Annotated in this window: 1 protein-coding gene; it reads left to right on the top strand. The window is 34.3% G+C overall.

The window, feature by feature from the left end; genetic code table 11:
- Positions 1 to 156 precede the first annotated feature (156 nt).
- Positions 157 to 903 (top strand): IS5-like element ISAba31 family transposase, encoded by a 747-nt coding sequence (locus RR876_RS16555; protein ID WP_004645384.1) that lies wholly within the window; start codon positions 157 to 159, stop codon positions 901 to 903.
- The last annotated feature ends 102 nt before the right edge of the window (positions 904 to 1,005 follow it).

Below are 1,005 nucleotides of genomic sequence, written 5' to 3' on the forward strand. Positions count from 1 at the left end.
TCTTACCATGACTGCGGTAAAGTATAATCGATAAACAATGATGCCGTGAAGATGATTCAATTATTTAGAAAATAAATAGGGTGTGTTGACACTTTTAGCTTAAAAAAATAGCGAAGTAGTAAAATCAAATCGCCAAACCCAATTTTACTATTCGCTATGCCTCGTACCATGCTGACAGATCAACACTGGCAAAAGTTGAAAGTTATTCTGCGTAATTTATCCATTCACCACAACTCAAATTTACGCAATTTTATTGAAGCTATTCTCTATAGAATTAGAACAGGCTGTCCGTGGCGAGATATTCCTTGTTGTTTTGGTCATTCAAACTCTATTTTCAAACGTTTTAATCGTTGGTCAAGCAGCGGTAAGTTACTTAGATTATTCAAATTACTAGCCTCATGCCCCGATATGGAGTGGATTTTTATTGATGGCTCTCATGTACGTGCTCATCAACATTCTGCCGGCATAGCGAATCAATCTATTTCTAAAAGTGTAGGAGGAAACTCCTCAAAAATACATTTGATTGTTGATGCACATGGCAATCCTATTGATTTCATGATTACCGATGGAACCACACATGATGTTAAAGTTGCACCTGATTTAATATCAACATTAGATTTAAAAGAGACAAAAGTGGTATGTGCAGATAAAGGCTATGATTCAGAACCACTGCGTGAACAGATCAGGAAAACAGGGACTAAAGCGAATATACCAAAGAAAACAAATAGCCAATCGAACAATGACCATATGGACTGGTATTTATATAAAATCAGGCATTTAGTTGAAAATATGTTTTGTAGATTAAAGCAATTTAGAGGAATAGCTACTCGATATGACAAGCTCAAAAGAAATTATCAAAGTTCTGTTGCTTTAGCCTGTATATTTTTATGGCTACCTTTATAGGGTTAATTATGAACAGTAAATGTCAACAGACCCTAATTATTTCAGCTTTAGGAATACTTTTTCTATACAGAAAAACAAAACTCAATCTCAAGAAAAATAGAA

The organism is Acinetobacter sp., from assembly GCF_036666595.1.
Taxonomy (GTDB): domain Bacteria; phylum Pseudomonadota; class Gammaproteobacteria; order Pseudomonadales; family Moraxellaceae; genus Acinetobacter.